The sequence below is a fragment of the Deinococcus gobiensis I-0 genome (genome assembly GCF_000252445.1).
Classification (GTDB): Bacteria; Deinococcota; Deinococci; order Deinococcales; family Deinococcaceae; genus Deinococcus; species Deinococcus gobiensis.
Genome location: NC_017790.1, coordinates 1,918,927 through 1,943,655, shown reverse-complemented (window position 1 = coordinate 1,943,655; position 24,729 = coordinate 1,918,927). Strand labels below are relative to the sequence as shown.

The 24,729-nt window shown below is 71.1% G+C and carries 22 protein-coding genes and 1 pseudogene; 9 read left to right on the top strand and 14 right to left on the bottom strand.

Annotated elements, in window-relative coordinates; genetic code table 11:
• The first annotated feature begins 67 nt into the window (after positions 1 to 67).
• Together DGO_RS09115 and DGO_RS09110 are read left to right on the top strand one after the other, a co-directional pair.
• Entirely contained in the window at positions 68 to 988 is a 921-nt protein-coding gene (locus DGO_RS09115) for an SPFH domain-containing protein (RefSeq protein WP_043801813.1), read from the top strand.
• Between the two features lie 4 nt (positions 989 to 992).
• Positions 993 to 1,460 (top strand): NfeD family protein, encoded by a 468-nt coding sequence (locus tag DGO_RS09110; RefSeq protein WP_014685209.1) that lies wholly within the window; start codon positions 993 to 995, stop codon positions 1,458 to 1,460.
• 46 nt (positions 1,461 to 1,506) lie between these two features.
• Here the strand turns inward: DGO_RS09110 and DGO_RS09105 are convergent, their stop codons facing one another.
• The 7 genes from DGO_RS09105 to DGO_RS09075 form a co-directional block, all read right to left on the bottom strand.
• The gene (locus DGO_RS09105; protein ID WP_050920756.1) at positions 1,507 to 2,880 is read right to left on the bottom strand and encodes a hypothetical protein; all 1,374 of its coding nucleotides are present in this window, start codon (positions 2,878 to 2,880) and stop codon (positions 1,507 to 1,509) included.
• Between the two features lie 261 nt (positions 2,881 to 3,141).
• Positions 3,142 to 3,849, bottom strand: a complete 708-nt coding sequence (locus DGO_RS09100) for a VWA domain-containing protein (protein WP_050920755.1) — start codon at positions 3,847 to 3,849, stop codon at positions 3,142 to 3,144.
• Positions 3,850 to 3,916: 67 nt separating this feature from the next.
• The gene (locus DGO_RS09095; RefSeq protein WP_014685206.1) at positions 3,917 to 6,082 is read right to left on the bottom strand and encodes a transglycosylase domain-containing protein; all 2,166 of its coding nucleotides are present in this window, start codon (positions 6,080 to 6,082) and stop codon (positions 3,917 to 3,919) included.
• A 22-nt stretch (positions 6,083 to 6,104) separates the two neighbouring features.
• Positions 6,105 to 6,401, bottom strand: a complete 297-nt coding sequence (locus tag DGO_RS09090) for a hypothetical protein (protein ID WP_014685205.1) — start codon at positions 6,399 to 6,401, stop codon at positions 6,105 to 6,107.
• 233 nt (positions 6,402 to 6,634) lie between these two features.
• The gene (locus DGO_RS09085) at positions 6,635 to 6,919 is read right to left on the bottom strand and encodes a hypothetical protein (protein ID WP_145975283.1); all 285 of its coding nucleotides are present in this window, start codon (positions 6,917 to 6,919) and stop codon (positions 6,635 to 6,637) included.
• Between the two features lie 170 nt (positions 6,920 to 7,089).
• On the bottom strand, positions 7,090 to 7,572 hold the full coding sequence (locus DGO_RS09080) for a hypothetical protein (RefSeq protein ID WP_014685203.1): 483 nt from the start codon (positions 7,570 to 7,572) through the stop codon (positions 7,090 to 7,092).
• Positions 7,569 to 9,632, bottom strand: a complete 2,064-nt coding sequence (locus DGO_RS09075) for a lipase family protein (RefSeq protein WP_014685202.1) — start codon at positions 9,630 to 9,632, stop codon at positions 7,569 to 7,571. Before DGO_RS09075 ends, DGO_RS09080 begins: the two co-directional genes overlap by 4 nt.
• A 255-nt stretch (positions 9,633 to 9,887) precedes the next feature.
• On the opposite strand from DGO_RS09075, the gene DGO_RS09070 reads away from it, so the two are divergent.
• The 4 genes from DGO_RS09070 to DGO_RS09055 all read left to right on the top strand — a co-directional run bounded on the left by DGO_RS09070 (position 9,888) and on the right by DGO_RS09055 (position 13,881).
• Complete coding sequence (locus tag DGO_RS09070; protein WP_014685201.1) at positions 9,888 to 11,162, top strand: ABC transporter ATP-binding protein; 1,275 nt, start codon at positions 9,888 to 9,890, stop codon at positions 11,160 to 11,162.
• Positions 11,163 to 11,299: 137 nt separating this feature from the next.
• Positions 11,300 to 12,049, top strand: a complete 750-nt coding sequence (locus tag DGO_RS09065; protein WP_014685200.1) for an ABC transporter substrate-binding protein — start codon at positions 11,300 to 11,302, stop codon at positions 12,047 to 12,049.
• A 170-nt stretch (positions 12,050 to 12,219) separates the two neighbouring features.
• The gene (locus tag DGO_RS09060; RefSeq protein WP_226991330.1) at positions 12,220 to 13,044 is read left to right on the top strand and encodes an amino acid ABC transporter permease; all 825 of its coding nucleotides are present in this window, start codon (positions 12,220 to 12,222) and stop codon (positions 13,042 to 13,044) included.
• 81 nt (positions 13,045 to 13,125) lie between these two features.
• The gene (locus DGO_RS09055; protein ID WP_014685198.1) at positions 13,126 to 13,881 is read left to right on the top strand and encodes a tryptophan-rich sensory protein; all 756 of its coding nucleotides are present in this window, start codon (positions 13,126 to 13,128) and stop codon (positions 13,879 to 13,881) included.
• Between the two features lie 58 nt (positions 13,882 to 13,939).
• Here DGO_RS09055 and DGO_RS09050 read toward each other — a convergent pair whose 3' ends face one another.
• The 3 genes from DGO_RS09050 to DGO_RS09040 form a co-directional block, all read right to left on the bottom strand.
• Positions 13,940 to 14,941, bottom strand: coding sequence for an ABC transporter permease (locus DGO_RS09050; RefSeq protein ID WP_014685197.1), 1,002 nt, complete (start codon positions 14,939 to 14,941; stop codon positions 13,940 to 13,942).
• A gap of 4 nt (positions 14,942 to 14,945) precedes the next feature.
• On the bottom strand, positions 14,946 to 15,974 hold the full coding sequence (locus tag DGO_RS09045) for an ABC transporter permease (RefSeq protein WP_014685196.1): 1,029 nt from the start codon (positions 15,972 to 15,974) through the stop codon (positions 14,946 to 14,948).
• 199 nt (positions 15,975 to 16,173) lie between these two features.
• On the bottom strand, positions 16,174 to 17,754 hold the full coding sequence (locus tag DGO_RS09040) for an ABC transporter substrate-binding protein (protein WP_043801807.1): 1,581 nt from the start codon (positions 17,752 to 17,754) through the stop codon (positions 16,174 to 16,176).
• A gap of 144 nt (positions 17,755 to 17,898) precedes the next feature.
• Here DGO_RS09040 and recQ point away from each other — a divergent pair.
• Both recQ and DGO_RS24805 read left to right on the top strand, forming a co-directional pair.
• Positions 17,899 to 19,830 (top strand): annotated as a pseudogene (gene recQ, locus DGO_RS09035) (DNA helicase RecQ); the annotation flags it as partial.
• Positions 19,831 to 19,927: 97 nt separating this feature from the next.
• On the top strand, positions 19,928 to 20,278 hold the full coding sequence (locus DGO_RS24805; RefSeq protein ID WP_226991500.1) for an HRDC domain-containing protein: 351 nt from the start codon (positions 19,928 to 19,930) through the stop codon (positions 20,276 to 20,278).
• A 9-nt stretch (positions 20,279 to 20,287) separates the two neighbouring features.
• Here the strand turns inward: DGO_RS24805 and DGO_RS21635 are convergent, their stop codons facing one another.
• On the bottom strand, positions 20,288 to 20,683 hold the full coding sequence (locus DGO_RS21635) for a DUF1622 domain-containing protein (RefSeq protein WP_043801804.1): 396 nt from the start codon (positions 20,681 to 20,683) through the stop codon (positions 20,288 to 20,290).
• 8 nt (positions 20,684 to 20,691) lie between these two features.
• The gene (locus tag DGO_RS09025) at positions 20,692 to 21,486 is read right to left on the bottom strand and encodes a Cof-type HAD-IIB family hydrolase (RefSeq protein ID WP_014685192.1); all 795 of its coding nucleotides are present in this window, start codon (positions 21,484 to 21,486) and stop codon (positions 20,692 to 20,694) included.
• 168 nt (positions 21,487 to 21,654) lie between these two features.
• Between DGO_RS09025 and DGO_RS09020 the strand changes: the two genes are divergently transcribed.
• Positions 21,655 to 22,353, top strand: coding sequence for a VIT1/CCC1 transporter family protein (locus tag DGO_RS09020; protein WP_014685191.1), 699 nt, complete (start codon positions 21,655 to 21,657; stop codon positions 22,351 to 22,353).
• A gap of 30 nt (positions 22,354 to 22,383) precedes the next feature.
• On the opposite strand, the gene DGO_RS09015 is transcribed toward DGO_RS09020, so the two are convergent.
• Together DGO_RS09015 and DGO_RS24235 are read right to left on the bottom strand one after the other, a co-directional pair.
• Positions 22,384 to 23,268, bottom strand: a complete 885-nt coding sequence (locus DGO_RS09015; protein ID WP_014685190.1) for a PhzF family phenazine biosynthesis isomerase — start codon at positions 23,266 to 23,268, stop codon at positions 22,384 to 22,386.
• Between the two features lie 38 nt (positions 23,269 to 23,306).
• On the bottom strand, positions 23,307 to 24,590 hold the full coding sequence (locus DGO_RS24235) for an LGFP repeat-containing protein (RefSeq protein WP_014685189.1): 1,284 nt from the start codon (positions 24,588 to 24,590) through the stop codon (positions 23,307 to 23,309).
• Between the last annotated feature and the right edge of the window lie 139 nt (positions 24,591 to 24,729).

Sequence of the window (24,729 nt, the reverse complement as noted above, 5' to 3'; positions counted from 1 at the left end):
CCCCCGGACAGGCCGGGAACCTCCCTGCTGACCGCCGCGTACCGGTAGAGACAGGAGGCCACCGCCTATGGGATTCGTCATTTTCGTCGTCGTCTTGCTCGTGCTCGTGCTCGTCACGCTGTTCGCCGGGGTCAAGAGCGTGCCGCAGGGCTACCAGTGGACCCAGGAACGCTTCGGCAAATTCCAGCGTACCCTCAAGCCGGGCCTGAACATCATCGTGCCGTACATCGACCGCATCGGGCGCAAGGTCAACATGATGGAGCAGGTGCTCGACGTGCCCTCGCAGGAGGTCATTACCCGCGACAACGCCCTCGTCACGGTGGACGGCGTGGTGTTCTATCAGGTGCTCGACGCCGCGCGCGCGAGCTACGAGGTGCGCAATCTCGAAATCGCCACCCTGAACCTCACCATGACGAACATCCGCACGGTGATGGGCAGCATGGACCTCGACGAGCTGCTCTCGAACCGCGACCAGATCAACGCCCGGCTGCTCTCGGTCGTGGACGAGGCGACCGAGCCGTGGGGGGTCAAGGTCACGCGCATCGAGGTCAAGGACATCCGGCCGCCGGCCGATCTGGTCGCCAGCATGGCCCGCCAGATGAAGGCCGAACGCGAGAAGCGCGCCAACATCCTCGACGCCGAGGGCTTCCGGCAGGCCGCGATCCTCAAGGCCGAGGGCGAGAAGCAGGCCGAGATCCTGAACGCCGAGGGCCGCCGCCAGGCCGCCTTCCTGGAGGCCGAGGCCCGCGAGCGCGCCGCCGAGGCCGAGGCGACCGCGACCCGCGTGGTCAGCGAGGCGATCGCGAACGGCAACGTGCAGGCCGTGAACTACTTCATCGCGCAGCGCTACGTGGACGCCCTGAAGGACGTGGCGAGCGCGCCCAACCAGAAGACCCTGATCCTGCCCATCGAGGCCACCAGCATCCTGGGCAGCCTCCAGGGCATCGCGGAGGTCGCGCGCGAGGCCTTCGGCGGCAAGAAGGGGTAGGGCCGTGGACTGGCTGCCGACCCTGGAGCGCGTGGCCCCCTGGCACTGGTGGGTGCTGGGCGCCCTGCTCCTGATCCTGGAAGTCGCTGCGCCGGGCGTGTTCTTCGTGTGGATCGCCCTCGCGGCCTTCGCGCTGGGGCTGGTGGTGTTCGTGCTGCCGCTGCCGGTGGCGGTGCAGGTGCTGCTCTTCGCCGTGTTCTGCGTGGCCTCGGTGGTGCTGGGGCGGCGCTACGTGGGCCGTCTGGGCCTGGGCGGCGAGGGCGGCGACACCCTGAACACCGGAGCCAGCCGCCTCGTCGGGCGCACCGTGACCGTCACCGCGCCCATCGTGAACGGGGTGGGCCGCGTGCGCGTGGGCGACAGCGACTGGCGCGCGCGGGGCCCCGACACCCCGGCGGGTGCGAGCGTCCTGATCGTGGCTGCCGAGGGCACCACCCTGATCGTGCGGGAGGTCAGCGGCAGCTGGGTGTAGAGGGGAGAGGAGGACGCCTCTGGTCTCCTTCTCCCCCCGACCCGGCCTAGGCCCCCCGGAACAGTCCCCGCCTCGGCTTGGGAAAGCGCGCCTCCAGCACCTGGGCGGCGAAGTCCTCCAGGGCGTCCTGAAGCTGCCGGGCGTCGCGCACGATGGCGGCGCTGAGGTTCTGCACCTGCGCGTCGCGCTCCTGCTCCCAGTGGCCCAGCACCCGCTCGTTCAGGCGGGCGTGGTCGGGGCTGGTCACGTCGCGCGGCGGAGCGAGGCGGCCCCGGGCGTCTTCGAGGTAGGCGACGTGGTCGGCGGCGCGGGCGGCCGGGGCGTGCTCCTGCCCGGCCTTGAGGGCCGCCACCCGCGCGGCGAGGCGCTCGCGTTCCAGCACCGTGCGGGCGCGCTCGCGGCCCTGGATGACGGCGGCCCCGACCGCCATCGACACCAGCCCCAGCGTGAAGGCCAGCAGCGACCAGTGGGCCGGGACGCTGGGCGCGTCGCCCCCGGCGCTCAGGTCGGTCAGCTGCCCCTGCTGCGCGGCGTTGGCGGCGATCTCCTGGGTCACGCGCAGGATGCCGTCCCAGTTCAGGAAGCCCTCGACGCCCAGGTAGATCGCGCTGACCAGGGCGATGCCGGTGACGTACTGCCAGGGCCGCCCCATGCGCGCCGTGAACTGCGCGACCTTGGCGCGGTACGACAGTTCGTCCACCAGCCACAGCAGCAGCACGCTGAACATCACGCCGGCCGTCAGGGCGATGAGGGTCAGGTACAGGCGCGACTCGGGGTTGAACAGCAGGTTGATGGACACGCCCGAGATCACGCCCACGAAGAACTTGCTGAACACCGCGAAGCCGTTGAAGACCCGCTTGCTGCCGCTCTTTTCCTCGGGCGGGCGGATGGGCTGGCCCTCCTGGGCGAGCTGCCCCAGCGCGAGCTGCTGGTACAGCGCCTCGGCGTCCGGGGTGTCGGGGCGCGCGCCGTAGCGGCTCAGGGTATCGAACCGTTCCTCCCGCGCCTGCTCGATCTGGCGCCCGGCCGTGACGTAATCGCGCTCCACGCCGCCGCTCGCCGCGTTCATGAAGCGCAGGTGCTCCTGCTGCCGGGTCCAGGCGTCGCGCACGCCCACGCCGGTCTCGGCCAGCACGCGGGTCAGGGTCTGGCGCGTGACCTCGAAGTTCACCGTGTACTGCTCCAGATTCAGGCGCAGCAGCCGCCCGCGCGTGGTCAGGGCGGCGCGCGTGGCGTCGTCCCCGACGAGTTGCAGTTGCCCGGTCAGGTCGCCCAGCAGCTCGGCGAACTGCGGTGGGCGCAGCACCGGCATGAACTGCTCGGCGTCCAGCGGGGCCGGGCGGGGCAGCGCCGCCTCGTAGTCGCGCGGGTCGAAGGCGTAGGGGTCGGGGACCTGCGTTTCCTCCGCGCGCACCGGCACGAAAGCGGTGTCGATCAGGGGCGGCTCGCTGGCGGTCGGGGCGGGGGGGGGTCCGGGGCCTGCCCGGCGTTCCGGCCCGCGCGTTGCCCTGGCTCCGCCGTCTCCCCGACTGGCCAGACGTGGCCGAAGGCGGGCGGAAAGATGTCGCCGCCCGCCGCGCCCCCGTTCGCCGCCCTGACTTCGGGAAGGGGGGTGCCGGCGCCCTGGTCCCCCGCGTTGCCCGCCGGCGTCGGCCTCTCGCCGGAGTGCCGGGTCACGGCTTCACTTCCTCGCCTTGTTCACGGCGGCGGCGAAGGTCGGGTAGACGTTGTTCAGGTCGTAGGCTCCGGCCATCAGCACGCGGCTGTCGTTCGCGCCGCGCCCCAGCGCCTTGACGAAGGTGTCGCGGACCGAGTTGCCGCCTTCGCCCTTCTCGGGCGAGAGGCCCGCGAGAAACACGGCGCGCGTGCCGCCCGCCCCCAGCAGCCCCGCGAAGGTCTGGCCCAGCCCCGCGCGTCCCGGATCGTCGAGGACCGCGCCGTCGGTGAACAGCACGACCACGTCGCCGCCCGTCTTCGTGCGCGCCGTCATGGTGCGCGCCTGGGCCAGCGCGGCGGTGATGGCGCTGCCGCGCGTCGTGCAGGGCTGGGTCAGCGCGCCGGTGTAGCGCAGGATGTCGGCCTTGCTCAGCCGCGCGCCGTTCTTGGACTCGAACCGGAAGTCCGCGACCGTCTGCACGCCGCTGCACACCCGCAGCAGGGTCACGGTGTCGCCCGAGCGCACCTGGTTGAGCAGCAGGCTCTGCGAGAGCAGCGCGGCCTGTTTGGCGTAGCCGTAGGCGGGGTTCTTGCTGCTGCCGGTCATGTCGGCGGCCAGCACGAAATGCAGCGGCGGGGTCGAGAGGCCCAGCAGCGCCGAAGCGCTCGCCGGGGCCGGGGCCAGGGCAGGAAGCAGGGGCCACAGGGCCGCGAGCAGGGGGGTCAGGGTCATAGGTCAGCTCCGCAGAGGAAGGAACAGGAAAGGGAAAAGGTCATCCGGACGGGGAGGCGGGGCCGCCTCACGGCGTGCCCACGCTGCCGGCCGACATGGGCACCACGGGAGTCAGGGCCGGCGTCCGGGCGGGCGGGGGCGCCGGGTTCTCCGGGGTCACGCCGGGGGCCGGGACCGCCGCGCCGCCGCGCCGCACCATCCCGGCGGGCGCGCTCAGCTCGCGGACCTCGTGCGGCAGCTCGCGCAGCAGCCCGATCTCGCGGCAGGCCGTCTGCTCGCGGTAGAGGTCGGTGGGCACGCTGGCCTTGCCGTCCGGGTCGCCGATCCAGACCGCCATGGCGTACTGCGGCGTGACGGCGGCGCACCACGTGTCGCGTACGTCGTCGGTGGTGCCCGATTTGGCCCCCAGCGGCACGCCCCGCCCCGAGAGCCGCTGCCACAGCGTGGGCCGCAGGAACTGGACGTGGCTGGCACTGTCGTTCACCGCGCCGGTCAGCATGTCGAAGGTTTCGTAGGCGACCGGGGCGCTCCACAACGCCTCGCAGCCGCTTCTGGGCAGGGCCAGCGGCCGGCCGGCGCGGTCGTAGACCTCGGCCAGCAGGTGCGGGCGGCACAGCTCGCCGCCGTTGGCGAAGCTGGCGTAGGCGGCGGCCACCGTCAGGGGCGCGGCGCGGTAGGTGCCCAGCGCGGGGCTAGAGCGGTTGGCGGTGTCCTCGCGGTAGCCCACACTGCCCAGCACGGCGCGCAGCTCGGCTTCGCGGCCCAGGCCGACCTGCACGGCGACCGTGTTCAGGCTGCGGGCGTTGGCCTCGCGCACCGTCACCGCGCGGCCCAGGAAGGTGCCCGAGTTGTTGCGGATGGCCTGCGCGCCGTAGCGGGTCGGCCCGTCGGTGAAGGTGCTCTGCTGCGTGAGGCCCTGCCCGAAGGCGGCCGAGTACAGCAGCGGCTTGACGGTGCTCGCCACCGGCCGCAGCGCGCTGACGGCCCACTGCCGCCCCGGCTGGCTGCTCTCGTTGCCGCCCGTGCTGCTCGACAGCGCGACGATGCCGCCCCCGCGCACGTCCACGATCGCCGCGCCCTCGGCCACGCCCGCCGGCCGTCCGCCGGTCGCGCCCTCGCCGGTCACGCGCCGGGTCAGGGCTGCCTGCGCCGCCGCATCGACCGTCAGGACCACGCGCCCCACCCGCCGGGGGTCGATGCCGCCCGTCCGCAGTTCGCGGCGCACGAGTTCCTGCATGGCCCACACGGGTTCGGGGTCGTTGCGGTAGTCGGGATTGCGCGTGGCCGACACCACCCGCAGGTCGCTGCCGCCACCCGCGTATTCCACCCGCCACAGCCGGGGTTGCAGCGGGGTCTGGGCGGCCTCGGCGTACTGGTCCGCCGTGATCAGCTCGCGGGTGCGCAGGATGCGCAGGGTCAGGAGCTGTTGCTGGCGCATCCAGCGGAACCGGGCGGTGGCCGTTTCGGGCGAGGTCTGCCCGTCCACCAGGTAGCGCCCCGGCGCGGGCAGCAGCCCCACCAGAAAGGCGCTCTGGGCCAGCGTCAGGTCGGCCGGGTCCACCCCGAACACCGTGCGGGCCGCGTCGTAGATGCCCTTGCGCTGCCCGATGCCCAGCCAGGGCAGGCTGTTCACGCTCATGGACAGGATCTCGCGCCGCCCGTACTTCGCCGTGACCAGGGGGGCCAGCACGAACTCGGTCGCCTTGCGGGTCATGACCAGTCCCACGCCCCGGCGCCCGGTGTCGTAGTCGAAGTGCCCGGCCAGCACGCTGTTCTTCAGGAGCTGCATGGTGATCGTGCTGCCGCCCGCGCCGCTCAGCAGCGCGCGGGGCAGCCGGCCCAGGTCCACCCCGACATGCGAGAAGAAGCGCACGTCCTCCTTGCTCACGTAGGCCAGCAGGAAGCTGCGCGACACGCCGGTCAGCGGCACGCTCAGCGACTCGCGGCAGGGCACGGCGTTGGCGGCCCCGCCCTCGCGGCAGTGGTCGATGACGCCCAGCGGCGCGCCCCGGCGGTCCTGCACCTCGATGGGCTGCAACTCGGCGCGCAGGTTCCAGGCCCGCGCCCACGCGCCGCTGTAGGCCGCGCCGCCCAGGCCCAGCGCCATCGTGCCCAGGGTCAACACCCCGACCGTCGCCAGTCCCGCGCGCAGCACGCGCTGCCAGGTCCAGGGGGCGGGCCGCGTGACGAAGGGGGTGCGCGGCCACGGGTTCAGGCGCCGCCAGAGCTTCACGTGCCCCCCTGCGCGGCGCGGCTCAACGCACCACGTCCGCCACGCCCACCGCCGCCGATCGGAACTGCGCGGCCTGCCACAGCTGTGTCGCCAGTCCCGAGACGCCCACCAGGAGGATCGTCACGGTGCCCAGCACCGCCAGGGCTGTGACGGCCGTCGCCCAGGCCGATCTGGGCGCGCGGGGGCGGGCGTCGGGCCGGGGGCCGGGGCGACTCTTACCCGCCCGCTTCTCGCGCTCGGGCTTCGGCGCGCTGACAGGCAGGGTCGGCAGGTTGGGCAGTCCCGACGAGTAGGGCCGGGGCTTGCGGACGAAACTCATGGCCGGATTTTAGGAAGTCTCCATGAGATTCACACCCGACTTTCGGATGAGAAGGCCGTCCTGGCGCGCCGAAAAGCGGTGGATGCACCTTTGCCGGGGCTGACAGCGGTGGTCACGAAAGTTGCGGGTCTTGCCGCGACTTCCGTGATCCGAGTGGAGTGAGAACCCGTGACAACAGCGGTGTGCAGTGGAGCTGAAGGGGGTACTGTTTTTGGCGGAGTGGAAGACCACTGTCAGCGATCCTCGCGAACGATGGGGCTATAAACGATGTTCGACTCGTAGCGGCCCCAGATCTCGGGATAAGCCCTGAACGTGTCCGGGCTGTAGGCCACCCGCGAGACCCCGAAGCCGAAGGCGTACTCGGGGGCCGCGCTCAGGCGGAAACTGCGGTGGTATTGCCCGTAATCCTCGACCCACGCCCCACTTCCCACGAAGGGTTTGACGGCCGCCGAGAGCCGCGCCACGACCTCCTCACGCTTGAGGACCGAGACGAAACAGCGCGCCCCCGTGTTGCTCATGCCCTCACCGTAGAAGGTGTCGCAGTCAATCTCCTTAAACTCTTTCGCTCCGAGCGTCTGCATAATGGTCTTGTCGTGGTTGCGGAGAGTTGCCCGGCCCGGAGTCGCTGCGGCCCAGGTGACAGCTGCGCACAGGAGCCAGGGTAGGAGACAGGCGGGGATAGACAGGGTTATTTCGTCTCCCGGGCGATGGGACTGTAGATCACGTCCGACTCGAAGTGGCCCCAGACGCCCGGCTGGTCACGGTAGATCAGGTCCTTGTAGGCGACCCGCGACACGCCGAAGCTGAAGCTGTAGGCGGGGTTCCGGCTCAGGCGGTAGAAGCGGTCGAACTGCCCATAGTTCTCGGCCCACTCGGCCCCCTCGGCGAAGGAGGCCACACCCCTGGAGATCCGGGCGGTCAGTTCCTCGCGTTTCAGGGTCGAGACGAAACAGTGGACGCCGCGCCGGGCCATCCCTGGCCCGTACAGGGCGTCGCAGTCGAGTTCCCGGAAGGCCGGGCCGGTGAACAGGTCGAGAATCTGGCGATTGTAGGCCGTGACAGCGCTCAAGGAGTCTTTCTTCGCAGTGTCTTTCATGGAGGCGGACCTCGGCGTGCCCGCGCAGGACCCCAGGGCGGCGAGCAGCAGCAGGGCGCGGCAGGGAAGGTTCATTCGGGCCGCCAGGACTTCCAGACGGTGGGCAGCCGGGCGCGCATCGTGTCGCGCACCCCCGGCGAGATCGGCACGCCGCTGGCCTTGTACTCGCCGAAGGGGGTGTACTTCTTGGAGACGACCGGCACCCCCATCGTGCCGCCGAACACGGGCGCCGAGTAGTCGTTCTCGAAGGTGTCCAGGCCCAGGGTCTTGGCCATCTCCAGGTCCGAGGGCTGGAGGCTCAGGCGCCCGCTCTGCTCGATGACGGCCGTCGCCGCCGCCTGGAAGCTCCGGAAGTCCCGGAACCGCCCCTGGTCGCGGGCCAGCGCCTCGACCCTGGCCATCAGGGTATTCAGGACGATGTTCTGGTAGAACACCTCGGCGTAGGCGTTGTCGCTGCCCTTGGCCCCCTTGTCGAACAGGCCGGCCGGCAGCGTCCGGATCGCCCGCGCGGCGAGGTCGCGCTGGCCTTCGAGGACATGCCGGGGGTCGCGCGCCACCGGGTAGCTGCCCCCGAACACGCTGCGCACCTCGCGCGCGCCCTTGAGGGGCCGGGTCGCCTCGTCGCGCAGGCCGTTCTCGGCCAGGAACTTCAGGTCCGCGTTCTGACCCGCCGCCCCGCCGCGCAGGTAGGTCGTCAGGGCGGGGGTCACGTGGCCGGCGCTGGCGTTCTCGGCGGTCGTGTTGCCGAAGCGGGTCTGGGTGCCCTGCGGGCGGCTCACGCGGTCGAAATAGGCGATCTGGCCGGGCAGAGCGGCTTCCCCAGCGGTGGGCACCACGTCGCCGTCCACGCGGTAGTGCCGGGCGGCGATGGGGGCGGCCTTGCCGGGACCGGCGTTGTAGGCCGCGAGCTTCTGCACCGTCGCGCGGTCGATGTTGGCGGCCTGGAAGGTCACGACCTGCGCGACGTACTGCGGTTGCAGGGCCGTCGCGATCTGCGCCAGAGCCCCGCCCAGGCTGTGGCCGGTGGCGTACACCCGCCCGCCCTTCAGGGCCGCCGCGAGGTTGGTGCGGATCAGTTCGGCGTTGGGCCGGTACTGCAGCCACCCGACCTCGGCCGGGGCGAAGTCGCCGATGAGGGTGTCCTGCGTGCCCTCCATGCCCTCGTGGCGCGCCTGCCCCACGTTCTTGCCCTTCGCCCGCGCCTCCGTGGCCGACCCCTCGCCGGAAGGGTCGTACTTCACGCCCTCGGTGCCCCGGAAGGCGGCGACCGGGTGCGGCCACTTCGCCCGGCCGGGCAGGGGATGAAAGACCCGCATCTGGAAGCCCCAGCGCCCCAGCACGAGCTCGCCGGCGCGGTAGCCGAAATGCGAGAGCAGCGCCCCCGGGTGGCTGCCCCGGCGCTCCTCAGTCGCCGCGCCGTTCAGTTCCTCGGCGGTCTGGTCGCTGTAGCTCAGGCCCACGGCGAGCTGTTCCAGAAAGCCGTCGAGGGTGAGCTGCGCGTCGCTGAAGGGCGCGGGCAGCAGCCGCAGCAGGGTCTCGCGCTTCTCCGTATCGCGCACCGACTCGCCCAGCGCCGCTGAGAGGCTCTTGTGCTGCGCGGCCTCGTAGGCCGAGACGACCGCCGGCCGCGTGCCTGCCGGAATGGCCTTGAGAAACCCGAGCAGCAGTTCGAAGCCGCCCCCGGCCGTGTCGTACTGCTCCAGGCCGGTGGTGGACGTGACCTGCGCGCCGCCAAAGGTCGGCGTGACAGTCGTGTGTGTGGTCGAGAGCCGGCGCGACGTGCCCTGCGTGAGGTCGGAGACCGCCTCGTCGCCCAGCAGCAGCGAGGAGCCGGTGTTGGCGGCGGCCCGGCTGCCCGCCCCCAGATTCATCAGGAGGCCCTGGCGAGCGAGTTCGTCGGTCAGGCGCCCGGTCGGCCGGAAGGTCCGGTGGGCGCGCAGCAGCTCGGCAAGTTTTGCGGCGATGGTTGCCGGGTCTCTCAGGTGCGCCCCGATGAAGGCGGCGTTGCGGGTCACCTCGGCCGACACGGGGCCTGCCTGCTGGGCGCCGGGGCCCTGGGCGGCGTTCCGGGCAGCCGAGGTCGGCGCGCGCTGCTGGGCGGGCTGGGGTGTGGCCTGCTGGGCGGGTCGGGTCATACCACCTCACGGAAGGGGCGCGTGCGCCACTGGACGGGACGGAGAAACCTGCCCCGTGAGGCTAACACGGCCCGCCCGTCTATGCCGGCGCACTTCCGGAGACGCGCCCACACGTGGTAAACTTCGCCCCGTCAGCATGGCGTCAGCGTAAATCACGGGTTTCTCGTTCTCGAACCCCGGTTGTCCGAGCCGCTTCCGTTCCGTCGGGAGCCCTTTCACGGACAAGAGCAGGGGCGAAAGGTAGGCGTATCTGTCATGGCAGAAGTGATCCTGGAGCATATCAACAAGCGTTACGGCACGAAGCACCACGCGGTGAAGGACTTCAACCTCCACATCGCGGACCGCGAGTTCATGGTGTTCGTCGGGCCGTCGGGCTGCGGCAAGTCCACCACCCTGCGCATGATCGCGGGCCTGGAAGACATCAGCGACGGCATCCTGAAGATCGGTGACCGCGTCGTGAACGACGTGCCGCCCAAGGACCGCGACATCGCGATGGTGTTCCAGAACTACGCGCTGTACCCGCACATGAACGTCTACGAGAACATGGCCTTCGGCCTGAAGCTGCGCAAGACGCCCAAGGAAGAGATCGACAAGCGCGTGCGCGACGCCGCCAAGATCCTCCAGATCGAGCACCTGCTGGGCCGCAAGCCCAAGGAACTCTCGGGCGGCCAGCGCCAGCGCGTGGCGATGGGCCGCGCCATCGTGCGCGAGCCGAAGGTCTTCCTGATGGACGAGCCGCTCTCGAACCTCGACGCCAAGCTGCGCGTCGAGATGCGCTCGCAGATCAGCCAGCTGCACCGCCGCCTGGGCGCCACCATCGTCTACGTGACCCACGACCAGGTGGAAGCCATGACGCTGGGCAACCGCATCGTGGTCATGCGTGACGGCGTGATCATGCAGGTGGACACGCCCATGAACCTCTACGACTTCCCGCAGAACAAGTTCGTGGCCGGCTTCATCGGCAGCCCCTCGATGAACTTCCTGTCGGGCAAGGTCCAGAACGGCGAGTTCGTCATCGGCCAGAGCCGCGTGGCCCCCATGGGCCGCCTCGCCCAGAGCCTCAAGGCCTACGAGGGCAAGGACGTGCAGATGGGCATCCGCCCCGAGCACGTCGGCGTGGTGGGCATGTCCGACCTGCCGCAGGGCACCAACGTGCTGCACGGCAAGGTCGTGGTCGTCGAGCCGCTGGGCGCGCAGACCGACCTCATTATCGAGGTGGCGGGCCAGAACATGACCGTGAAGGTCGAGGGCCAGGCCCTCGTGCAGCCGGGCGACGACATCCAGCTGCTCGTGGACCAGACCCGCCTGCACGCCTACGACACCGCCACCGAGATGGCGATCGACCGGGGCACCCCGACCGGCACGCGCGGCCAGGCCGACACGCTGGGTCTGGGTTACGAATACCCCGGGATGAGCAGCGGCCAGGCGCAGGCCCGCGCGCCCCAGGGCCTGGGCCTGGGCGGTGTGGGCACGGGCGGCATGCCGGTCGCCGAGGGCGAGCGCGTCATCGTCGCCAAGACCGAGCGCTAAACCCGGCGGCGGGCGGTGCGGGGCGGCCTCCGGCGGGGGCCGCCCCCCGCTTATTTTTATTCACACCTCCGAGCCGCTAGACTTGAGCGCAGCTTCATCTTTCCGGCCTGCGGGCCGACCCACGCTCAAGGAGACCCATGAAAAAAGCACTGTTCGCGCTGACTGCCCTGGCCCTGCTCGCCAGCACCGCCCAGGCCCGCACCTGGGACGAGATCAAGAAGGCCGGCACCATCAAGATCGGGACCGAAGGCGCCTTTCCTCCCTTCAACGTCCTGACGGGCAAGGTGCTCTCGGGCTTCGAGGTGGACCTCGCCAACGCGCTGGCCGCGCAGCTCGGCCTGAAGGTCGAGTGGGTCACGGCTCCCTTCGACGGCCTGCTCATCGGCCTCCAGCAGAACCGCTACGACTTCGTGATCGCCTCGCACGGCATCACGCCCGAGCGCCTCAAAGCCGTGGATTTCACCAACCCCCACTACTGCACCGGCGGCGCGGTCGTGAGCAAGGTCGGCGGCCCCAAGACGGCGGCCGACCTGAAGGGCAAGATCGTGGCCGTGCAGGTGGGCACCACCTACCTGACCAACGTGCAGAAGCTCGCGGGCGTCAAGACCCTGGTGTACCCCAAGGACACCGACGCCCAGACCGCGCTGATGACGGGCCGCGCCGCCGCCTGGGTGGGCGACAAGTTCACGGGCCTGGACCTCATCAAGGCGCAGAAGGGCCTGCAGCAGGGCGACCTGCTGTTCAAGGAGCAGATCGCCATGGCGGTCAAGAAGGGCAACACCAGCCTGACCAAGGAACTCAACGCCGCGCTGGCGAAGGCCGAAAACAACGGGACCTACGCCAAGATCAGCAACAAGTACTTCGGTCAGGACATCCGCTGCAAATAAACCCTGGCCTGCGGGGGCGCTGAGCCCTCCGCGCGCACGGGACGCCTCCAGGCCGGGGGCGTCCCGTGCGCGTCTGTCTGTCCATTCCCGTGCCTGACACGCCCGGAATGTGGCATGATTCACGCAATGTTCCCGAACAACGACGCGCAGTTCGCCGCTCTGGGTGGCCGGTGACGGCCGCGCCTCCTGGCCGCGCCCGGCCCCAGGGCGGCCACCTGCTGCTGTGGGTGGTGGGGGCTATCGCCGCCTTCCTCGCCCTCTTCTGGCTGATCACGCTGGCGCTGCGGCTGCCGCTGTGGCCCGAGGCCATCAGCCAGAACGCGGCCCTCTTCGTCTCGGGCGCGCGCACCACGCTGTACCTCACGCTCGTCAGCGGGGTCATCGGGCTGGTCGTGGGCATCGCGCTGGGCCTGTGGAAGATGAGCAGCAACCGTGTCCTGGCCGCGCCCGCCAGCTTCATCGTGTGGGTGGTGCGCGGCACACCGCTGTACGTGCAGCTCCTCTTCGCCAACTACGCCCTGCCGGTGCTGTTTCCGCCCTTCGGCAGCCTGCTGACCTGGGCCGATTCCTGGCCCTTTCTGGAGGTGGGGTCGGTGTTCGTGGCGGCCGTGTTCGCGCTGTCGCTGAACGTGGCGGCCTACAACGCCGAGGTCGTGCGCGGCGGCGTGCTGGCGGTGCCGCGCGGCCAGACCGAGGCGGCGCGCTCGCTGGGCCTGAGCGGCGCGCAGACCATGTTGACGGTCGTGCTGCCCCAGGCCCTGCGCCTGAGCCTGCCTGCCCTGGTGAACAACATCGTGGCGCTGCTCAAGGACTCGTCGCTGGCGGCCACCATCGCCGTGACCGAGCTGACCCGTATCGCCGATCAGGTCCGCTCCAGCACCTTCCAGCCGATTCCGGCGCTGGCGGTCGCGGCCTGCGTGTACCTCGCCCTGACCACGGTCCTGACCCTGTTCACCGACCAGCTTGAAAAGCGCGTGCGGATCGCCAGCCGCTGATCCGGTCATCCCCGCCCGGCCCGGCTTGAGTTTTTCTTGAGCCGGGCCGCCGGTCTGTGTTCCACTTCTTAAGCTGACCGTATGACCGGAGCTGCGCGGCAGGTGACCCTCGTCCTCGTGACGCTTCTGACGCTGGTGATGAACTATCTCAGCAACGCCCTGCCGCTGTTCGGGCGCACGAACGCGCAGATCAGCGACAGTCTGCCGAATGCGTTCACCCCGGCGGGCCTGACCTTCGCGGTGTGGGGCGTCATCTTTCTGGGGCTGCTGGTCTTCGCCGTGTACCAGGCCTTGCCGGCGCAGCGCTCGCCCCGTTTCGACCGCCTGTTCTGGCCCTATCTGCTGAGCAACCTGCTGAACGTGGCGTGGCTGCTGGCCTTCCAGAGCCTCAGCCTGGGCCTGAGCGTGCTGGTCATGCTGGGGCTGCTCGCCAGTCTGGTCACGCTGTACCTGCGGGTACGCAGCCTTGAGCCCCTGGGGGCCGAGTACGCCGCCCTTCAGGTGCCGGTGAGTCTGTATCTCGCCTGGATCTGCGTGGCGACGATGGCGAACGTGACCGCCTTTCTGGTGTCGCAGGGCCTCGGTTCGGGTGCGCTGGGCCTGAACGGGCCACTGTGGAGCGCGCTGCTGGCCGTGATCGCCGGGTTGCTGGGCACGGTGTTCCTGGCCCGTTTCCGCGACGTGGCCTTCGCGCTGGTGCTGCTGTGGGCGCTGTACGGCGTCTATGCCGCCCGCCCGGACGTGTGGGCGGTGGGGGTGGGGACGGCCCTGGCCGCCGCCCTGCTGGTGCTCGGCCTGGTGGGGGCGCTGCGGAGAAGAAGAACCCTGGGGCTGTAGGAAGGCCCATAACCGGAGGGCCGACCCATGGTCTGGGTCGGCCCTCCGGTTATGGGCTCTACTGGGTGCTGCGGGGGTCCAGCACGTCCCGCAGGCCGTCCCCCAGCAGGTTGAAGCCCAGCACCGTCAGGAAGATGGCGAGGCCGGGGAAGATCATGGTCCAGGGCGCGTCGATGTAGTACTGGCGCGAGTCCGAGATCATGGTGCCCCACTCGGGCAGGGGAGGCTGCGCGCCGATGCCCAGGAAGCCCAGCGCCGCGACCTCGATGGTGGCGGTGGCGATGCTCAGGGCACCCTGCACGATCAGGGGCGAAAGGCTGTTGGGCAGCACGTGCCGGAAGATCATGCGGCCCTGCGAAGCGCCCAGCGCGCCCGCCGCCTGCACGTACTCGCGCTCGCGGGTGCTGAGGACCACGCTGCGCGCCAGTCGCATGTAGACCGGCACCTGCACCAGCGACACGGCGAGCATGGCCGTCACCAGCTGCGGGCTGCCCAGTGCGAAGAGGTCGTTGAGGCCCCGGATGAACAGCGGCGGATTGTCGCTCGAAAAGATGCTCGCGAAGCCGATGGCGAGCAGGATGCTGGGGAAGGCGAGCATCACGTCGCTGAAGTAGCCCAGCACCGTGTCGAGCCAGCCGCCGAAGTAGCCCGCCAGGACGCCCAGCAGCGTCCCGATGACCAGCGCGAGGATGGTGCTGACCACGCCGACCTTGAGGCTGATGCGGGTGCCGTGCAGCACGCGGGTATAGATGTCGCGGCCCAGGTTGTCGGTGCCGAAGGGCGCGGCCAGCAGGTTGCGTTGCCCGGTCGCAGGGTCGGTGTAGGTCTCGGCCGCCGCGCTGTCCCACAGCGCCGTGAGGCTGGGCGGTTTGAGGTTCAGGGCGTAGTTGCGGTCGGTGGTGGGGTCGTAGGGCCGGATGACCGGCGCGAAGATCGCCAGCAGCACGAACAGGGCCACGATCACGGCGCCGATCTTGCCGGGCGTGCTGCGCCGGAAGCGCCGCCAGAACATGCTCTGGCCCTTCCTGGCGGGCTTGGTGGGTGCGGAAGTGGTGGTCATGGCGTCACCTGTACTGGATCCGGGGGTCGAGGGTCGCGTAGCTCAGGTCCACCAGCAGGTTGACCACACTGACGATCAGGGCCGCGAAGATCACGCCCCCCTGGATGATGGGGTAGTCGCGCAGGCTGATGGCGTCGTAGATCCACGAGCCCAGCCCCGGCCACGAGAAGATGGTCTCGGTCAGGACGGCCCCGCCGAGCAGCGCGCCTGCCTGAAGGCCGATGACGGTCACGACCGGCAACAGGGCGTTGCGCAGCGCGTGCTTGATGACCACGCGGTTGCCCGCCAGGCCCTTGGCGCGGGCGGTGCGCACATAGTCCTGCCCCAGCACGTCGAGCAGGCTGCTGCGCGTGATGCGCGCGACGATCGCCAGCGGAATGCTGCCCAGCGCGATGGCGGGCAGGATCAGGTGCCGGACGGCGTCCCACGAGGCGGCGGGCTGGCCGCGCAGCAGGCCGTCGAGGACATACAGCCCCGTGAGCGGTTGCAGGTCGGTCTCGTTGCCCAGCCGCGCCGAGGGCGGCAGCCAGCCGAGTTTGACCGCGAAGAAGTACGAGAGCAGCAGGCCCAGCCAGAACACCGGCATGCTCACGCCCACCAGGCTGATGGTGGTGGCGAGGTTGTCCCATATGCTGTTGCGCCGCAGCGCCGCCAGAATCCCGGCAGGCATGCCCACGACCAGCGCGAACAGCATGGCCCACAGGCTCAGCTCGGCGGTGGCCGGAAAGCGCACCTTCAGCTCGTTGACCACGGGGATGTTGCTCTGGATGCCCTGGCCCAGGTCACCCTGCACCAGCGCGGCGATGTACTTGGGGTACTGCGCGTCCAGCGGGTTCTGCGGATTGAAGAACCAGGGCTTGTTCAGCCCGAGCTGCTCCCGCAGGGCGGCGGCCGACTCGGGGGTGGCGCGTTCGCCCAGCAGGGCGACGGCCGGGTCGCCGGGAATCGAGCGCACGAACACGAACACGACCAGGCTGATGCCCAGCATGACCAGCACGGTGCGCAGAATGCGGCGAATCAGGTAACTGCCCAACGGGGGCCTCCTCGAAACGGAAAAAGACGAGTCATCGTGATTCAAGGTACAAAACGGGCCAGCCTGCCGGATGGGAAGCGGCGGCCCGGCTGTACCGGGTCAAAGAAACGGGCCAAAGAAAAAGGGGGTGGGCCGACACTCCGGCCCACCCCGCAAACGCTGGGGCCACCCCGGTCCTGCGGGTAGCCCCGTGCCCGCCTTATTTCCCGACGAGGCTGATGGTGTTGAAGGCTTCGCTGCCCAGGGGGCTGGGCACCCAGCCCTTGACGTAGGTGCGCGCGGCGGCCAGCGGCTGGCTGTGGACCATCGGCAGGCGGTAGGCCGCATTGTAGGTGAACTCGTGCAGCTGCGAGTAGGCCTTGGCCTTGGCGGCCTGGGTGGTCGCGGCGCGGCCCTGCTCCAGGAGGTTCTGCACCGTGATCGAGTTCCAGCCGATGTCGCTCGACCCGTTGGGGCCGTAGTACGCGCCGTAGAAGTTGTCCGGGTCACCGTAGTCGCCGGTCCAGCCGATCATGTACATGTCGAAGCCGGGGGTCTTGTTGCGGTCTTCGAGGTACTTGGCCCAGTCCTCGGTCTTGAGGTTGACCTTCACGCCGATGGCCGAGAGGTCGGCCGCGATGGCCTCGGCGATGGGCTTGGGGTTGGGGAAGTACGGGCGGCTGACCGGCATGTACCACAGGTCCACCGAGAAGCCGTTGGGGTAGCCGGCGGCGGCCAGCATCTTCTTGGCGGCGGCGGGGTCGTACTTGTAGTCGGCCGGCACCTTGCCGCTGTTGGCCCAGGCCAGCACCGGGGGCAGGAAGCTGGCGTTGCTGGTGCCCAGGCCGTTCCAGAAGGCGTTGACGATGGCCTTCTTGTTGATCGCCATGCTGATGGCCTGACGGACCTGGCTGTTCTTCAGGTACTGGTTGCGGTTGTTCAGGCTCAGGAAGCCCACGTTGAAGCTCGGGCGCTTGACGGCCACGAGGTTCTTGTCGCCCTGCACCGACTTCAGGCTGTCGGGGGTCAGGTCGTTGGCGAAGTCGATGGTGCCCGCCTTCAGTTCGTTCAGGCGCTGCGAGGCGTCCTTGATCGAGCGGATGACGACCGTGTCCACCTTGGGCTTGGCGCCCCAGTACGCCGCGTTCGCCTTGAGGGTCACGCGGTCACCCGTGCGCCAGCTCTGGAAGATGAAGGGGCCGGTGCCGACCGGGGTGCTGGCGGGCGTGCCGTACTTGGCGCCGTCCTTCTTGATGGCGGTGGGCGAGGCGATGCCGAAGTATCCGGCGGCGATCACGTTGGGGAACACGCTGCTGGACTTGTTCAGGTCCACACGCACGGTCGTGTCGTTGACCTTGACGATGTTCTTGATGACGGCCGTCGGGTCGCCCTTGAAGCCGCCCAGCAGGTCGCCCACGATCTCGTAGGTGCGGCCCTGGTTGCGGAAGCCGTAGGGATGCGCCTTGTCCCACCAGCGCGACAGGTTGAAGACCACCGCGTCGGCGTTCAGGGGGGTACCGTCATGGAACTTGACGCCGGAGCGCAGCTTGAAAGTCCAGCTCGTGGCGTTGGCGTTCGAGCTCCAGGAGGTCGCCAGACCGGGCATGAGATCGGTCGTGCCGTCCTTGAAGTCCACCAGCGTGTCGTAGATCTGGCGCTGCACGAGAATCGAAATGCCGTCGGTGATGTTGCCCGATTCCAGGCTCACGGGTTCGCCGTTGTTCCCGAACACCAGGGTTCCGGCGGCGGAAGCGCTGGGCAGCGCGGCAAGCAGGGCGGTCGTCAGCAGCAGTTTCTTCATGGGTCCTCCGGAGGAACTGGCACGCGCAGGGACGTCTCCGCCGCCGACTGGGGCGCGGAGCTCGGGCGTGGCAGCAGCGAAAAAGTGGGCGATACGCTCAGCCTATGCGGCGGCTTAACCACTGTCAAGACAACGCTCATAGTTATGCAGGAGTGTGAAAAATCCCCTGTTCAGGCCTGGAATGGTCCATCGGGGGGCCTGAAGGCGAAGCGGAAGACCTGCGGCAGCCTGCCTCCACGCCGGGCGGTGGCCGGGGGCGAGGAAGAGGGACGCGCCTGTATTACGTCCAGGGCAGAAAGGCGCTATGCTGGAGCGATGACTGTTGCCCCTGGCCCGCTGACCCGCCGCGCCCTCGACGTTCTCCAGTCGGTGTGGGGCTACGGCGAGTTCCGGGGCGTGCAGGGCGAGATCGTCGAGCAGGTGGCGGGGGGCGGCGACGCCCTGGTCCTCATGCCGACCGGCGGCGGCAAAAGCCTGTGCTACCAGCTGCCCAGCCTGCTGCGTGACGGCGTGGGCGTGGTCGTCTCGCCGCTCATCGCCCTGATGAAGGATCAGGTGGACACCCTGCGCCAGCTCGGCGTGCGGGCCGCCTTCCTGAACTCGACCCTCAGTCCCGAGGGGGCGCGCGAGGTCGAGGCGGCGCTGCTGGCCGGCGAACTCGACCTGCTGTACGTGGCCCCCGAACGGCTGCTGCTGCCGCGCACGCTGGACCTGCTCGGACGCGCCCCGGTGGCGCTGTTCGCCGTGGACGAGGCGCACTGCGTGTCGCAGTGGGGCCACGACTTCCGGCCCGAGTACCAGGGGCTGTCGGTGCTGCCCGAGCGTTACCCCCACATTCCGCGCCTCGCCCTGACCGCCACCGCCGACGACCGCACGCGCGCCGACATCCTGCGGGTGCTGGCGCTGGAGGCCGCGCCGCAGTTCGTCTCCTCGTTCGACCGGCCCAACATCCAGTACCGGGTGGCGAACAAGGAGGGGCCCAAGACGCAGCTTCTGGACTTCATCCGCGCCGAGCATGCGGGTGATGCGGGCATCATCTACTGCCTGTCGCGCAAGTCGGTCGAGGAGACGGCGAAGTGGCTCCAGGCGCAGGGCGTGGACGCGGTGGCCTACCACGCGGGCCTCTCGCCGCGCGAGCGCAACTCGGCCCAGGAGCGCTTCCTGAACGAGGAGGGGCTGATCGTGGTCGCCACGGTGGCCTTCGGCATGGGGATCGACAAGCCCAACGTGCGTTTCGTGGCGCACCTCGACCTGCCCAAGAGCATGGAGGGCTATTACCAGGAGACGGGCCGCGCCGGGCGCGACGGCCTGCCGAGCACCGCCTGGATGGTCTACGGCCTGGCCGACGTGGTGAACGTGCGCCGGATGCTCTCGCAGAGCGACGCGCCCGAGGAGGTCAAGCGGGTCGAGGCGGGCAAACTGGACGCCCTGCTGACCTACTGCGAGGCCGCGACCTGCCGCCGTCAGGTGCTGCTCGCCTACTTCGGCGAGACGCTGCCCCGGCCCTGCGGCAACTGCGACGTGTGTCTGAACCCCCCGCAGGTGCGCGACATGACCCGCGAGGCCCAGATGGCCCTGTCGGCGGCCATCCGCACCGGCAACCGCTACGGCGCCGCCCACCTGACCGACGTCCTGCTGGGCAATGCCACCGAAAAGGTGCTGGCCCAGGGTCACCAGACGCTGCCGACCTTCGGGGTGGGGCAGGCGCACGGCGAAAAGGTCTGGCGCGGGGTCCTGCGCCAGCTCGTGAGCCTGGGCTACCTGACGGCGGGCGAGCACCACGGCCTCTCGGCGACCGGCAAGGCGCGCGCCCTGCTGCGGGGCGAACAGGCGCTGCTGCTGCGCGAGGACGCCCTGCAACCGGCGACCCGCGTGCGTGAGCGCGCCGGGCGCGGCGGGTCAGGGTCGGCCCCGGTGGCCCCCGCGGACGCGCCCTTGTTCGGGGCGCTGCGGGCCTGGCGGCTGGAGCGGGCGCGCACCCTGGCGGTGCCCCCTTACGTGATCTTCAGCGACGCGACCCTCAAGGGCATCGCCGAGCTGCGGCCGGGCAGTCACGCCGCGCTGGGCACGGTGAGCGGCGTGGGCACGCGCAAGCTGGCCGACTACGGCGACGAGGTCTTGCAGGTCGTGCGCGACCACGCGTCGGACGGCGCGGCGGCCCGCCCCCCTGCCCGTGCCACCCCCGCCGAGCAGGGCGCGCGCGAAGAACACGGCGATTCTGGACCGGCTGCGGGGCAGTCCGCTCGCCGCCTCGCCGCTGCTGGCCGCCGAGGCCGGGCCGCCCCCCAACCCCGATGCCGCGCCGCAGGTGGCCGAGGCCCTGCGCGAGCTGCGGCGCGAGCTGTCGCGCGAGAGCGGGCACAGCGCCTACGTGGTGTACCCGAATTCGGCGCTGGAGGCCCTGGCCCAGGCGCAGCCGCGCACGCTGGGGGCGCTGCGCGGCGTGCCGGGTCTGGGCGAGAAGCGCATCGCGGCCTACGGCGAGCGCATCGTGAATGCGGTGAACACGGCGCTGGGCGACTAGGCGCGGGCCTCAGCCTGCCCGGCCCGTGCCCTGCGCCTTGTCCAACCTGCCGGCCTGCGCCTCGGTCTCCTTTTGCAGGAAGTAGTTCAGGGCGGTGCGGATCAGGGCGATGGCCCCCAGCTTGCCGATGTCGTCCCACGAAGGCGCGATGGCCGTGAGCAGGATGTCGGCCGCGAGCAGGAATTCCAGCGACACGGCCAGCCAGCGGCCGAGGCCCAGGCGCAGGTTTTCCTTGCGCTCGTCGTCGGCGCGGTCGCGGCGCGCGAAGACCAGCAGCGCCCTCCACAGCGCCTCGGCCACCGCCGCCGCGATGATCAGGGCCGCCGCCAGCTCGGCCGCGTGCGAGATGAAACGCGCCCCGAGCTGCACGTAGGTTTCGAGCTGTCCCGCGAGGTCCGGCGCCATGCCGCGCCTCAGAGCCGCATCGCCAGTTCGACGGCTTCGCGCAGGCCGCCGTCGTCCACGTGGGCGACCGTGTAGCGGGCGGCGGCCAGGGCGGGCGGCTCGCCGTTGCCCATCGCCACCGGGTGCCCGACCACGCGCATGGCCGACACGTCGTTCTCGCCGTCGCCCACCATCATCACGCGCTCCAGCGGAATGCCGTACTGCCCGGCGATGCGGGTCACGGCGCTGCCCTTGCTCACCCCGGCGCGGGTCGCGCTGATGAACATCACGTCCTGCATGACCGGGCTGCCCGAGGGATGCAGGTCCAGGCCCTCGTGCGGTTCGCCCACCACCTCGGCCTCCTGCGCGCGCGGCACGACCCACTGCACCCGGACCCGCGTGCCCTCCAGCGACTCGGGCGGGCGCGGCGTGTAGGGCACGCCCAGCAGCGCGGCGTGGCGCTCGGCGTAGTCGCCGGGCTTGGTGATCGCGAATTCGGTGTCGGTGTAGATTTCCAGCAGGCGGTCGGTGGCGTGGGCATGTTCGATCAGCCGGGGCAGCACGTCCTCGGGAAAGGCCTCCGAGAGGCTCTTGCCGGTCTGGGCATTGACCACGCTCGCCCCGTTCTGAAAGACGTGCCAGCCGTCGGCGTCCAGTCGCCGCGCGTAGTCCAGCGCGTTGCCGATGGCCGGGCGCCCGCTGCACAGGGCGATCCGCACGCCCCTGGCGCGGGCGTCCGCCAGCGCCGCCCACACGTCGTCCCGCACCACGTTGCCGGTGCCGACCAGCGTTCCGTCCACATCTACGCAAATGAGTCCCAACATGGGGGCAGTCTAGAGAGAACGTGGCCCCGCCGTGCCGGGACGCCCTATGCCTTCATCCGGCGGCCGGCGGTGTGAGGGTCGGTGGTAGGGTGGATTTCCGGACCGGCAGGACGCCCGGGCAGGCCTGGAGGCCCCCGGCCGCCGGTCGCGGAAAGGACGGGACCACCCATGACCCAGAGCCATAAGGAGGAGCACAACACGTCGCGGGTGGGCTGGCTCCGGGCGGCGGTGCTGGGGGCCAACGACGGGGTGGTATCGGTGTCCAGCGTCGTGGTGGGGGTGGCCGCCGCCAGCGGCGTGACCTCGGGCACCGTCCTGCTGGCCGGGGTCGCGGCCCTGGTCGCCGGGGCCACGTCAATGGCGGCGGGCGAATACGTCTCGGTCCAGTCGCAGGCCGACACCGAGAAGGCCGACCTCGCCCGCGAGGCCCAGGAGTTGAGGGACCAGCCCGAACTGGAGTTGCAGGAACTCGTGGACATCTATGTGGCGCGGGGGCTGACGCCCGAACTGGCCCTTCAGGTCGCCCGGCAGCTCAGTGCCCGGGACGCCCTGGGCACCCACGCCCGCGAGGAACTGGGCATCACCGAGGAGCTGCGTGCCCGGCCCTTCCAGGCGGCGCTGGCGTCGGCCGTCGCCTTCGTGGCTGGGGGCGTCTTGCCGGTGATCGCGGCGACCCTGCTGCCGCAGGCGCGGGTGGGCCTGGGGGTGACGGTCGTCACCCTGCTCGCCCTGACCGTGCTGGGCGCGCTGGCGGCGCATGCGGGCGGCGCCCCGAAGGCGGTCGGGGCGCTGCGGGTCACCCTGTGGGGGGCCGCCGCGATGGCCCTGAGCGCGCTGGTGGGCAGTCTGTTCGGCGTCAAGGCCTGAGGGCGGGAGAGGGTAGGCGGCCAGGCCGCCTCAGCGGAGCGGCCACGTGCCCTGGCGCTCGACCGTGGCGCAACCCCCCACGTGTACGGCCACGACCTGATCGCCGAGCATCTCGACCTCGACCTCCACCTCGCCGGGGGTGCCCAGGACGTGCCCCTGGTAGATGACGCCGCAGGCCCGGCCGCCCCGCAGCGGCAGGCGGCCCTGCGCGGCCAGCAGCCCCAGCAGCGCGCCGCCCGCACTGCCGGTCACGGGGTCCTCGGGGATGCCCAGGACCGGGGCGAAGTCGCGCGCCGCGAAGCGCGAGACGCCCAGCGGCGCGTAGGCGTACACGCTGCCCACCCCCAGCTGGCGGCTGAGCTGCGCGATGGCCTCCAGGTCCGGCTCCAGGGCGTCGAGCAGAAAGCTGTCGAGCAGCGGCACGAACACGCTCCACAGCCCCGTGCTCGCGGCGGCCAGCGGCAGCCCACGGTGGACCATGCGGGCGTCGAGGCCCAGCGCGGCGGCCAGTTCGGCGCGCAGCTCGCGGGGCACGGGCCGGGTCTCGTGGCGCGGCTGCTCCATCCAGACCTGCCGGGGTACGCCCGCCTCGCTGATCAGGCGCAGCGGCACCCGACCCATCAGGGTCTCCAGGGCCAGGGCCTCGCCCGCCCAGTGGCCTTCCTGCGCGAGCAGCAGTCCCAGCGCCACGGTCGCGTGCCCGCAGAAGGCGACCTCCTGCGTGGGCGTGAAGTACCGCACCCGCACCAGCCCCCCTTCCATCCGGGTCACGAAGACCGTCTCGGGGGCGTCGAGAAAGGCGGCCAGGCGCTGCATCTCGCCTTCCGAGAGGCCGGCGGCGTCCAGCACCACGCCCGCCCGGTTGCCGTGGCCCGGCGTGCGGGTAAAGGCGCTGACCTCGCTGTATAGGGTCATGCGGCCGAATCTAGCGCATCGCGCCGCAGCCCGCCCGGTCAGAAGCGCAGGTCGTCGAGCTGTCCCTGGGCCGCCTGCGCGCCGAGGCGGCCCAGCACGTCCGGCCGGAAGGCCAGCGAGAGCGCGCCGTCGGGCAGGACCGTCAGGCCCAGGAATCCGGCGCTTCCGGGCACCTCGAACAGGGTCGCCGGCTGGCCGAACAGTTCCATGACCCGCAGGCGCAGCCGCCCGGCCGCCCGGTGGGGGTCCGGGCCGCCCGTATGGAACAGCGCCGCGCCGTACAGCCGTGCGCGCAGCCGCGTGTGGCCGGGGGTGTCGGGCGACGGCGCGGCGTCGAACAGCAGCGGCAGGTCGGCCCCAGGACCGCTGGACCGGGCGACGGTCGGTCCAGTGGCGTCGCCGCTTCCCAGCCGGAACGTGAGAACCCGGCCGCCACGCGCGCCGAGACGGGTGGCCGATACCCCCACGAGGGCGGCCGTGCCCAGTTCGCGTGTGTTCGGCCACTGGCGACCCAGGGCCCGCCCCAGCGCCGCGCACACCGCCCCGGCCTCCAGGCGGGCGAGGGCCGGGGCAAGCGGCGCGCCGGTAGCGTCTATGGGCAGCACCCCGTTCTGAAAGGGAGCGAAACGCAGGGCGGGCGGCGCTCCGGCGACGCGCTCGTCGGCGGTGGGGTAGCCCAGTGGGCCGCGCTCGCCCCCCGTCGCCGCCCAGGCGTCCCGCAAGGGGGCGAGCAGCGCCGCCGCTCCCGTGGCCGGGTGCCAGTACACCGAGCCGCCCCCGAAATGGGCGCAGCGGCCCTGGCCGTCCGGGGTGGGCCGCACGCCGGTCAGGGGCAGGCCCAGGGGTCCGGCGGGGCCGCCCCACGCCTCGTATCTGTCGCGGATGGCTGCGCCTGCCCCTGCCGCCCCGGGCATCGGCCGGGGCGGCAGGGTGGGCGGCTCCGCGCCCAGGTCGCCCGGGTCGCCCAGTACCGTGTGGGCCGCGCGCAGCCGCACCTCGGCCCGGCCACCGGCCACCGGCAGCGTGCAGGGCCGCTCCTCGCCCGGGGCCAGCGTGAGACGGAAGGCCGGCGCGCCCTCGGGAGCGCGGCCGTCCGTCCCGGCCCAGGCCCGGCCACCGAGCTGCGCGTGGCCCCGCGCGTCCAGGCGGCACACGAGCCTGAAATTCACGCGGTCCCGGCCCCCGGTCAGGCAGGCCACGACTTCGGCGGTGTCGGGCGCTCCCTCGCCCAGCAGGACTGCCCCGGCCCCCAGCGCTGGGGAGTCGGCCGCCACAGAACGCATCTCGATCCGGTACTCCACGCGGTGCTGCCGGTGCTGCATGCTCTGCCTCCCTGACCGGGCGGCGGCGCGCCCCCGACCTGCGCGCCGCCCCCAGGGCACGCTAGGCATTTCGCCGTTGCGCGGCCGTTGCGCCGCGGCTGACCGGCGCACAATGTGGCCGGTTGCGTAGTTCCGGACC

Bases quoted from the DNA above. Each gene is read 5' to 3' on its own strand.
- DGO_RS09080 (WP_014685203.1), bottom strand. From the start codon at position 7,572: ATGAACCTTCCCTGCCGCGCCCTGCTGCTGCTCGCCGCCCTGGGGTCC.
- DGO_RS09075 (WP_014685202.1), bottom strand. From the start codon at position 9,632: ATGACCCGACCCGCCCAGCAGGCCACACCCCAGCCCGCCCAGCAGCGC.
- DGO_RS09025 (WP_014685192.1), bottom strand. From the start codon at position 21,486: ATGTTGGGACTCATTTGCGTAGATGTGGACGGAACGCTGGTCGGCACC.
- DGO_RS09040 (WP_043801807.1), bottom strand. From the start codon at position 17,754: ATGAAGAAACTGCTGCTGACGACCGCCCTGCTTGCCGCGCTGCCCAGC.
- DGO_RS09100 (WP_050920755.1), bottom strand. From the start codon at position 3,849: ATGACCCTGACCCCCCTGCTCGCGGCCCTGTGGCCCCTGCTTCCTGCC.
- DGO_RS09115 (WP_043801813.1), top strand. From the start codon at position 68: ATGGGATTCGTCATTTTCGTCGTCGTCTTGCTCGTGCTCGTGCTCGTC.
- DGO_RS09070 (WP_014685201.1), top strand. From the start codon at position 9,888: ATGGCAGAAGTGATCCTGGAGCATATCAACAAGCGTTACGGCACGAAG.
- DGO_RS24235 (WP_014685189.1), bottom strand. From the start codon at position 24,590: ATGCAGCACCGGCAGCACCGCGTGGAGTACCGGATCGAGATGCGTTCT.
- DGO_RS09090 (WP_014685205.1), bottom strand. From the start codon at position 6,401: ATGAGTTTCGTCCGCAAGCCCCGGCCCTACTCGTCGGGACTGCCCAAC.
- DGO_RS21635 (WP_043801804.1), bottom strand. From the start codon at position 20,683: ATGGCGCCGGACCTCGCGGGACAGCTCGAAACCTACGTGCAGCTCGGG.
- DGO_RS09085 (WP_145975283.1), bottom strand. From the start codon at position 6,919: ATGAGCAACACGGGGGCGCGCTGTTTCGTCTCGGTCCTCAAGCGTGAG.
- DGO_RS09015 (WP_014685190.1), bottom strand. From the start codon at position 23,268: ATGACCCTATACAGCGAGGTCAGCGCCTTTACCCGCACGCCGGGCCAC.
- DGO_RS09055 (WP_014685198.1), top strand. From the start codon at position 13,126: ATGACCGGAGCTGCGCGGCAGGTGACCCTCGTCCTCGTGACGCTTCTG.
- DGO_RS09020 (WP_014685191.1), top strand. From the start codon at position 21,655: ATGACCCAGAGCCATAAGGAGGAGCACAACACGTCGCGGGTGGGCTGG.
- DGO_RS09050 (WP_014685197.1), bottom strand. From the start codon at position 14,941: ATGACCACCACTTCCGCACCCACCAAGCCCGCCAGGAAGGGCCAGAGC.
- DGO_RS09065 (WP_014685200.1), top strand. From the start codon at position 11,300: ATGAAAAAAGCACTGTTCGCGCTGACTGCCCTGGCCCTGCTCGCCAGC.